We start from the raw sequence: 8,782 nt of genomic DNA, 5'->3' as shown, positions 1-8,782 counted from the left end.
ACTGAAACGATACCCAGGCGCGCCAGGAAGGTAAGCACCAGCGGCAGCTCGAACACCAGTCCGAAAGCCAGAAGCAGCTTGGCGGAAAAACTCAGATACTCCTTCATGGAGGGCATGGGGCGGATGGTTTCCGTGGCAAATCCCAAAAAGAATTGAAACCCGAATGGAAAGACGACGAAATAGCCGAACAGGGCGCCCCCAATAAAGAAAAGCGACGAGAGCAAAACGATTGGAATCATCAACCGCTTTTCCTGGTCATAGAGGCCCGGCGCAACGAACATCCAGAATTGGTAGATGATCACCGGCGAGGCTATCATGAGCCCAGAGAGAAAGGAAACTTTGAGAAAGGTAAAAAAGGCCTCGGGCAATGCGGTGTAGATCAGGGTTTCCCCCTGTTTCATAACTGAAATCAGGGGATGGGCGAGAATCTGAAAAAGCTTTTCCTTGAATCCGTAGGATAGCGCGAATCCGATGCCAACAGCGACAAAGCAGGTAATCAAGCGTTTGCGCAGCTCTTCCAGGTGAGCAGTAAATGGAATTTTGTCTTGTGTATCCGTTTCCTGATCGGCCACGACCGTTACCCCTTGCGCGTTTCAGAATCCTGGTCGGAACCGGTGCCAGGCATATCGCCGTCGGCTGGAGTACCCTCATCGGAATCTGAAGCATCCGTGTCCCGGCGGTCAAACGCCGCCTTCAACTTGTCCATGGCATCGCCGTCACGGCCTTCCGGATTGTCGGCTTCAGACGTTTCACTGGGCATGGCAGACTCGGCAGGTTGTTCATCCGTGTCGCGGGAGTCCCCCTGTGTTTCTTTTTGATCCTTCCTGCCAAGGTCGTCGAAGGCGGTTTTCACCTCTTTGAGTTCCGTATCGATCTGCATGCTCTCTTTCAGATCGCTGGTCGCCTTTTTGAATTCCCCCATGGCCTTTCCTAAGGACTTGGCCAGATCCGGCAGCTTCTTCGGCCCGATGACGATCAGGGCTACCGCCAGAATCAGGATCATTTCCGGCATTCCGATACCGAACATGAACGCCTCCTTTACTGCGCTTGAAGTGCATGCTTGCTGAAATTGGCAACATTACTGGTTTTGGCAGGGGGTGTCAAGACAAGAGCCCGGCGTTATTCCGCGAAATCAGAGGCAAAATCAATTCGCGCTGACACTCGACTTATGGAATCTCGGGCGCCAACACCAACAGGTAAAACGACCCTTTATGCTGCATGTGGCCGGCCGCAATCTCCGCGTAGGGTCCGTTGCCCCAGAAGATGTCCACCCGTCCCGGCCCCCGAATGGCCCCACCGGTGTCCTGGTTCAGGGCAAAGGCGGAAAAATCCATCCACCGGTCGATGCGGCCGTTGCCGTCCACCACCGGGATCTTGGTTTGCAGGAAGGCCGGCGCGGCCATGGGAAACACCCGGCGATCCACGGCAACGGAGCGCCCCGGCGTCAGGTCCACGCCGATGGCGCCGATGGGGCCGGATGTTTCGGTTTTGAAAAAAACGTAGCTGGGGTTGTGGTTGAGCACCGCGTCCATCTCGGCGGGATGGGCTTGCAGATAGGCCTTGAGTCGCTGCATGGACATCTCCTCGGCCGGGATCTTGCCCTGGTCGATGAGCAGCCGGCCGATGCTGCGGTATGGTTGGCCGTTGGAGCCGTGGTAGTGCACCCGAATAAAAGAACCGTTGGTCAGGTAGATCCGCCCCGAGCCTTGAATCTGGAGAAAAAAAAGGTCGATGCGGTCATCCACCCAGGCGATGGGCGGTGCTTTTTGAACAAAGCCCTTGTCCGCCTCGATTGCCTGCCGATCCGGGTAGGGCACCACGGTATTGCCCTGGAGTCGGCCGACGATTCGCTTTCCTTTGAGGTCCTTCGAAAATGGAGAAAGGTCGATAGCCATCAGATCCCCGGGCATGGCGTGCACCGGATAGCGGTAGCGGTCGTCGGGGGTCAGGCTTCCTTTGAGGTGAGGTTCATAGTAGCCGGTAAAAAGCACCTTCCCGCTCTCCGGCCCCCCGCTCGATTGATAAACGCGGTAGCGGTCGGCAATAAAACGGTTCACCGCCGCCGGGCCGGGCCTTGTTTCCACGAAATCCCGCAGTGTTTCCAGCGACCGAATCAGATGAAGGGTGCTGTAGGCGTCCGCTCCGAAGCGGAAGGATCGCTCGGCAGGCACCCGGTTGAGATATTCCAAACTTTTGCCGATGCCGTAGGAAAGGTTGTCCAGAAACAGGTCGTCTGAAAAATCCGGATAATCCTGCTCGGCCAGCCGAACCAGTGCTGCCGCAGGCTTGGCGGGGGGCTGGGGAAAAAAGGCGCACCCCGCAGCCATTAAAAAAACCATGCCAAGGGTGAATCGCTTAACGGCGGAATAGAATGGGTCTGTTTTTTTCATGGGGTGGCGTTTTCTCGGACAAAGGAGCCACTCTTTCCACCGGTTTTTTCGAGCAGGCAGACGTCGGTGATGGTCATGGCTTTGTCGACGGCTTTGCACATGTCGTAAAGGGTGAGCGCCGCTACGGAAACGGCGGTGAGCGCCTCCATTTCAACCCCCGTCTGGTCGAAAATCCGCGCCGTTCCTTCGATGCGGATGGAATGGCTGGCGGCATCGGAAAAAAAATCCACCTGTACATGGGTCAGGTTCAAGGGATGGCACATGGGGATCAGGTCAGCGGTCTTTTTAGCCGCCATTACCCCGGCAATGCGAGCCGTCTCCAAAACATTGCCCTTGGACACCGTGCCGGCAGCAATCCGCTGGAATGTCTCAGCAGACATATGGACCATCGCCTGCGCCACAGCGGTCCGCTGGGATGGTTTTTTTTGAGTCACGTCCACCATGCGCACGCGGCCCTTGTCATCGATGTGGGTCAGTTCGGACATGTCTCCCTCCCGGTAGTGGGGTAGAAATCAGGCAAAAAACTCGGTCTTGGCAGTAACCGTTGTTTTTATGGCGTTAAGGGTGTCGGTCAGGGCATCGATGACATTCTCCCGGATGTCCCCGGCCACCACCAGCAGCATCACGTCGTCCCCGATGGAAAGGTCCGCATCGGCGGCAATCTCCACCTGGATATCCACGATACCCGAACGAGATCTGTGTTCGTCAATCACCTTGGCCAGCCGTTTCTGATCCACGGCCACCCGCAGACCCGTCACCTTCCGTCCATCCCGGGATGTCCCCCGAACCACGCCGTTGTGGCACAGAATCATGCCCACCCGGTCGTACGCCGGGTGGGTTTTAATTTTTGAAATCAATTGGTCCGCATTCATTTTCACGTTCACTCCTCAGCGATTCTGCTTATGAAGGGTTTCCGCCCGCACCAGATCGGCGGGGGTGTTGACATTGAAAAAGGAGACCAATTCAGGGTCCACCGTCCTCAGGTCGGCCTCGTCAACCGTTTTTACCCGTACCTTTCGAAACAACCCCTGGATCTTCAACAGATCCCGCTCCAGCTGCCACACCATGGCCGGCAGGCAGTTTTTTTTATACACGGCAAACATCGGCTCGTAGCCGGCCGATGTGGATGGAATGATGATATCCGCTTTGGGCGTGACCGTGTCCAGCAATCGCTGAATCAACGCGCCCTTGATAAACGGCGTATCGCAGGCGGCAAAAAAAGCGTGTTCATGGGCAGCAGCAAACAGGCCAGCATGAAGTCCGTTGAGCGAACTGCGCACCGAATAGTGGTCGGTAACAATCAGAGCATCGACATCCATGTAACCCGCCGGGTCGTTTGTCACCAGAACGATCTGCTGGAAAAGCCGATGATAGACATCCAGGAGGCGATCCACGATTCGTTTCCCGCCGATTCGGATGAAGGCCTTGTTCTGTCCGTCAAACCGTTTGTTTAATCCGCCGGCGAGAATCACGCCGGTGCAGGGAAACGCCATAAAAGGACTCCGGCAGAAATGTGTTCAGTAGACCGCACGGTTCTTATAACGACACTCGCTTTCGCGCTTGAACATAGAAAAAAGCCTTTTTAAATGCAAGGATATTCACTTGCCATGGTGTGGACCATGGGTTAGATAAGGTCCATTCAGAAACGGCATCTTATCGCCGAGGCCAGTGTGCTTTCCGATTTGGGCCTGAACCCTAATCTGCCCTTTTTGGATGGATCCTGAAACGTTGAGCTTGCATCCGAGACAGCGGGGTACTTTAAATGGATCGCACCCTTCTTGTGGTGTGTAGATCGGCAATCTTTAAAACAAGGCAGGTATAACGTATGGGCGTAAACCAGCATCGACACGCGGCACCGGCATCGGTCGGCGTGGGCATCCTGTCGGTATCCACCACCCGAACGATCGAGAACGACGAGAGCGGCCAATGGATTGCCCGGCGAGCCAAAAAAGAGGGGCACGACGTCCGGTTCCACCAGGTGGTCACCGACGACATCACCGCCATCCGCGAAGCCGCGTTAAAGGCCATCCGCAACCACGGCCTTCAGGCCCTGCTGATCACCGGCGGCACCGGCATCACGCCCACAGATGTCACCATCGAAGCCATCAAACCCCTGTTTTCCAAGGAGATGACCGCATTCGGGGCCATCTTCGCCCAGCTCAGCTACGAAGAGATCGATTCCGCTGCAATCCTCTCCCGCGCAGCAGCCGGCGTTGTCGGCGGCACCGTGGTCTTTTGCATGCCCGGTAGTAAAAAAGCCTGTCAACTGGCCTGCAAGGCGCTGATTTTTCCCGAGCTGGGGCATGTGGTGGCCCATATTAAGTAGAAGCTGTCTCAAAAATGTCTTCTGGCGCAATCTCTGCGTTGGCGCCTCGTTCCAAGTCCTCGACATACCTCCTGTATCAAGACAACGACGAAACGAACACCGTTGGTTTGAGGGTGAAAATGGCCGATACAAAAAAAACCGTACAACCGTCGCTGACAGTCAGAGCGCTGCAGACAGCCGTGGACGAGTGGATCAAAACCTACGGCGTGCGTTACTTTGCCGAAATGACCAACCTGGCCGTGCTCATGGAAGAAGTAGGCGAGCTGGCCCGGATCATTTCCCGGACCTATGGAGAGCAAAGCTTCAAGGGAAAAGAGACCGCAACCGATCTTGGCGACGAACTGGCCGACGTGCTCTTCGTTCTCGTCTGCATCGCCAACCAGACCGGTGTGGATCTGGAAGCTGCTATTTCCAAAAACCTGCAAAAGAAAACGGCTCGGGACAAGCACCGCCATCGAAACAACCCCAAGTTGACCTCTTAACTATAATCCTTGGCCTGCTGCCATTTCCCAGATCGTTTTTCGTTGCATGGCCGTGAGCGGACAAAAGGGCGAGTTGTCGTAGGTCGTGTCCCGGTTTTCCACCACCAGAACCATGGCCTCCGAGCTGAGCGTGTGCGTGTGCCAGACCGCTTTTTTGACATTATAGATCGTACGGGGCGCCATGGGCTGCGCATGGATGACTGCGATGGAATGGTCATCGCCTTCACCCACAAACAGGATGCACCGGCCCCGCAGCAACACGAACACCTCATCCGTCTCGTTGTGGCGCTGCATGGCCGTTATGTTTTCCGGCCGCAAGTCGTCGTTGAAATTCAGGATGGCCACCCGCCAGGCACCAAAATCAACCAGCGGGCGATAACCCGCATCAGCATGGGTACGGACGTCCAGAAGGGTTTCAGGGATGGTCATGGCCGGCACCTTTACTCTTTGGGGGGAAGCGTCTGGGCATAATTGCACGCGCCTTTTTCAGCCTAACGGTCCAGGCCTCGTCGGTTTCAATGCCATTCGGCGCAACCATCACCCAGCCTTTCATGGGCCGCCCCGTAGTAGCGTTTCATCATCAGTCATCACCAACCTCCGCTGCATTAAAAAGACCACGGTTAAGCGATGCGGCCAATGATTGGTCGCATTTCAACGGCCGGTTGTCCAGGCTCAAGGCAGGCACCGCACCCATGAGGGCGTTGGTGAGTAGAACCATGTCAGCACCCAGGACCGCATCGGGGTGGATCGGGTGATCCTCAATCGAGAATCCCAGATCACGCAAACGCCGGGAAACCTCGTCCTGCATCACTCCTGGCAGCACGTGGGAAGACCGGGGGCGAATTACCGTCTTGCCCGACACCACCAGGATACTGGCTGAATTGGTTTCGGAAATCGTGCCTTCCGGGTTGAGCACAACCGCCTCGTCGGCACCCTTCTCCCGGGCCCAGGCACCCGCCTGATGGTAGTATAAATAGTTCAGGGTCTTATGGTCTGCCAGCGGGGACAGTCGCCGGTGCGGATAGGTTGCCAGCTTCAACCCGGCTACCCCCAGGGCTGTCAAGCGGTGGGTGTAGGGCCGGGTGGTCACCAGCAGGGTGCCATTATTTCGGGCGCGGCTTGCATCACCCCGAGTGGCCAGGATCTTGAGCGCTGCCGACGCATCGTTCAAACCGTTTTTCTCGACGACCTGAGCGATGATCGATTCCCAGGTCAGGTCGGGCGGTGTAAGGCCAAACAAGGTCACCCAGGCCCGGTTGAATCGATGCAGGTGGGCCTGCAGGCGGCAGGCATTCCCTTTTTCCACGCGGATCGTCTCGAAAAATCCAAATCCGTATTGCAGCCCCAGGTCGGATACAGGCACGGCCGCTTGTCCCTGGCGGATTAACCGGCCATCCTGCCACACCCAGTGACCTGAACCGGTTTTTGCCGCCGGTCCATTACCCGCTTGTTTAAACACCGACATCAGCGTCTGTCCCTTGTGAAGGGTCTCTTCATACTCGTCCTCGGGGTCCGAGTCATGGACAATGCCGCCCCCCACGGAAAAAACAAGGCGCTCGCCGATAATGGTGGCCGTGCGGATGGCGATGGACAGGTCCATGGTGTCGTGAAAGCTGATATACCCGATGGATCCGGTGTAAACATGGCGGCGAAGGGATTCCAGCTCGTCGATGATCTCCATGGAACGGATCTTGGGGCATCCGGTAATGGAGCCGCCGGGGAAGGTGGCCCGGATCAGGTCCGCGGAACCCTTTCCTTCGGCCAGGGTTCCCTCGACGACGGAAACCAGGTGGTAGACGTTCTGGTAGGCCTCCAGACGCTTGTGCTGGGCCACGACCACCGACCCCGCGGCACACACCTTGCCGATGTCGTTGCGCAGCAGATCCACGATCATGGAGAGCTCGGCATCATCCTTAGGGCTGCGGGTCAGCGCGAACTTCATCTCCCGGTCTTCCTCGGGCGTCTCACCCCGTGGCCGGGTGCCTTTGATGGGGCGGGTCTCAATCCAACTGCCGTTGCGAAGCAGAAACCGCTCCGGAGAGGTGGAGACGATCTGATGGTCTCCCGCATTGACGTATGCGAAAAACGGAGCGGGGTTCATCTGATAGAGGGCTTTGAAAAGGCTGTAGCTGTCGCCCTTAAAGCCCACTTCAAACCGCTGGGACAGATTCACCTGATAGACGTCACCGGCAGCAATGTATTCCCTGATCCGCTTAACCGAGGAGATGTAATCGGAGCGGGTGAAATTGGACTTCAATGACTGACCGGTTCCTGAGAACGCGGCGGGCGGCAAAGGCGGCGAACTCAACGCGTGCATGAAACTTTCTATGGCCGCGTTTGCCGCTTTACTCTCCTGGCCCTGGCGCAGCGGTGCATGAACCTCGGTCGACCCGCTGGCCTTGTCGTGCACCACAATCAGTGACGGGGCAAAAAAGCAAAGCTGGGGAAGCTTTAGGTCATCGAGGGTGGTTCGGGGCAGGACTTCCAGGCCGTCTTTCAAGTCATAGGCCAGATATCCGAAGAGGCCGGCGGCAACGGGCCCCGTTGTATCGCCAACGTTCAGACGGCAGCAGGCCAGAACCGATTCAAGACAATCCAGCGGTGCTTGTGGCGCCACATGGGTTGTCCCGTCAATGACGACCGTCGTTTCATCAGGCCGGCCGGTTAGCGTGAGCCAGGGATGAACGCCCAGGATGTGGTAGCGGGCGCAGTCCAGTTCCCCGCCACTGAGCAGCACCACGGTACCGGGTTCGTGGACGAAACGGGCCGCCATCTCCGCGAAGGGTTCCTCCAGGCGAAACGTTTTCGTCCTTACCCCTGTGATGCGGGGCAAATAGGTGTTGAAGGGTTTCAACAGGCCGCAGGCGTTCACAGGTTCAGTGTTGAACGTTCTGGTTTTTGTTTTCATTCGTTGACCTTGTTCGTGGGCTACCAAGCTCTTGATGACTTCGCCAATCGCAACGCGAAAAACTCCGACATGTCACCATTCACCGAAGCATCGTTTACCGTTAATGGCTATTTTGGCTGAAGTTTTCGGTGCACACTGAACCTCTGAACCCTGAACCTTTGAATCCGTAGACGACTGCGGGGTTGGCTGCCCGAGGTGGTTCCTCTGTCGCCAGATCGCTTTTCAGCGGGCCCAGCCGCAGGAAGTTCTCAATCAGGATGAACCCGTGTTGTGTTAAAAAGCTCTCCGGGTGAAATTGAACACCGTGAAGGGGAAACCGGCTGTGGGACAATCCCATAATCGTGCCATTTCCAGTGCGGGCGGTAATCACGAGATGCTTTTCCAAGGTGGTTGCCGCGAGCTGCACCGCCAGCGAGTGGTAGCGTGCCGCGGTGAACGGGGAGGGCACTTGTGAAAAAATCATCTCCTGGTGATGATACACCAGGCTGGTTTTGCCATGCATGGGTGCCGGGGAGCGGACCGTACGGCCGCCGAACACCTCGTTGATGCACTGCATACCAAGGCACACCCCCAGGACCGGTCTTTGCCCGCAAAAATGACGAATGATCTCCATGGACACACCGGCATGGGCCGGATCCCTTGGCCCGGGGCTCACCAGGACATAGGCAGGATCAAG

11 protein-coding genes are annotated in these 8,782 nt (G+C 56.9%); 2 read left to right on the top strand and 9 right to left on the bottom strand.

What is annotated here, in order from left to right; all coding sequences use genetic code 11:
• From tatC to QNK41_RS22385, 6 genes are all read right to left on the bottom strand, one after another.
• On the bottom strand, positions 1–572 hold a 572-nt coding region (tatC, locus tag QNK41_RS22410), incomplete at its 3' end, for a twin-arginine translocase subunit TatC (protein ID WP_319261932.1).
• Positions 573–577: 5 nt separating this feature from the next.
• A complete protein-coding gene (locus QNK41_RS22405; RefSeq protein ID WP_319261928.1) occupies positions 578–1,027 on the bottom strand; it encodes a twin-arginine translocase TatA/TatE family subunit in 450 nt (149 codons plus the stop codon).
• 139 nt (positions 1,028–1,166) lie between these two features.
• Positions 1,167–2,390: a murein transglycosylase A gene (locus QNK41_RS22400; protein WP_319261925.1), complete on the bottom strand. Its 1,224-nt coding sequence runs from the start codon at positions 2,388–2,390 to the stop codon at positions 1,167–1,169.
• Positions 2,387–2,875 (bottom strand): cyclic pyranopterin monophosphate synthase MoaC, encoded by a 489-nt coding sequence (gene moaC / locus QNK41_RS22395; RefSeq protein WP_319261922.1) that lies wholly within the window; start codon positions 2,873–2,875, stop codon positions 2,387–2,389. Before moaC ends, QNK41_RS22400 begins: the two co-directional genes overlap by 4 nt.
• Before the next feature lie 27 nt (positions 2,876–2,902).
• A complete protein-coding gene (locus QNK41_RS22390) occupies positions 2,903–3,262 on the bottom strand; it encodes a molybdenum cofactor biosynthesis protein MoaE (protein ID WP_319261935.1) in 360 nt (119 codons plus the stop codon).
• A gap of 15 nt (positions 3,263–3,277) precedes the next feature.
• Complete coding sequence (locus tag QNK41_RS22385; protein ID WP_319261920.1) at positions 3,278–3,883, bottom strand: molybdenum cofactor guanylyltransferase; 606 nt, start codon at positions 3,881–3,883, stop codon at positions 3,278–3,280.
• Positions 3,884–4,215: 332 nt separating this feature from the next.
• Between QNK41_RS22385 and QNK41_RS22380 the strand changes: the two genes are divergently transcribed.
• A complete protein-coding gene (locus tag QNK41_RS22380) occupies positions 4,216–4,716 on the top strand; it encodes a molybdenum cofactor biosynthesis protein B (protein ID WP_319261918.1) in 501 nt (166 codons plus the stop codon).
• A 119-nt stretch (positions 4,717–4,835) separates the two neighbouring features.
• Complete coding sequence (locus QNK41_RS22375; protein WP_319261916.1) at positions 4,836–5,198, top strand: nucleotide pyrophosphohydrolase; 363 nt, start codon at positions 4,836–4,838, stop codon at positions 5,196–5,198.
• On the opposite strand, the gene QNK41_RS22370 is transcribed toward QNK41_RS22375, so the two are convergent.
• The 3 genes from QNK41_RS22370 to QNK41_RS22360 form a co-directional block, all read right to left on the bottom strand.
• On the bottom strand, positions 5,199–5,627 hold the full coding sequence (locus QNK41_RS22370) for a hypothetical protein (RefSeq protein ID WP_319261913.1): 429 nt from the start codon (positions 5,625–5,627) through the stop codon (positions 5,199–5,201). It abuts the gene before it with no gap.
• Between the two features lie 151 nt (positions 5,628–5,778).
• The gene (gene pabB, locus QNK41_RS22365) at positions 5,779–8,106 is read right to left on the bottom strand and encodes an aminodeoxychorismate synthase component I (protein WP_319261910.1); all 2,328 of its coding nucleotides are present in this window, start codon (positions 8,104–8,106) and stop codon (positions 5,779–5,781) included.
• Between the two features lie 100 nt (positions 8,107–8,206).
• Positions 8,207–8,782, bottom strand: a 576-nt coding sequence (locus QNK41_RS22360) for an anthranilate synthase component II (protein ID WP_319261907.1), incomplete at its 5' end; no start/stop codon positions are given.

Origin of the sequence: Desulfosarcina sp., from assembly GCF_033791525.1 — a bacterium.
Classification (GTDB): Bacteria; Desulfobacterota; Desulfobacteria; order Desulfobacterales; family Desulfosarcinaceae; genus Desulfosarcina.
Note: the sequence above shows the minus strand (reverse complement) of the source record. Positions and strands in the feature narration are given on the sequence as shown.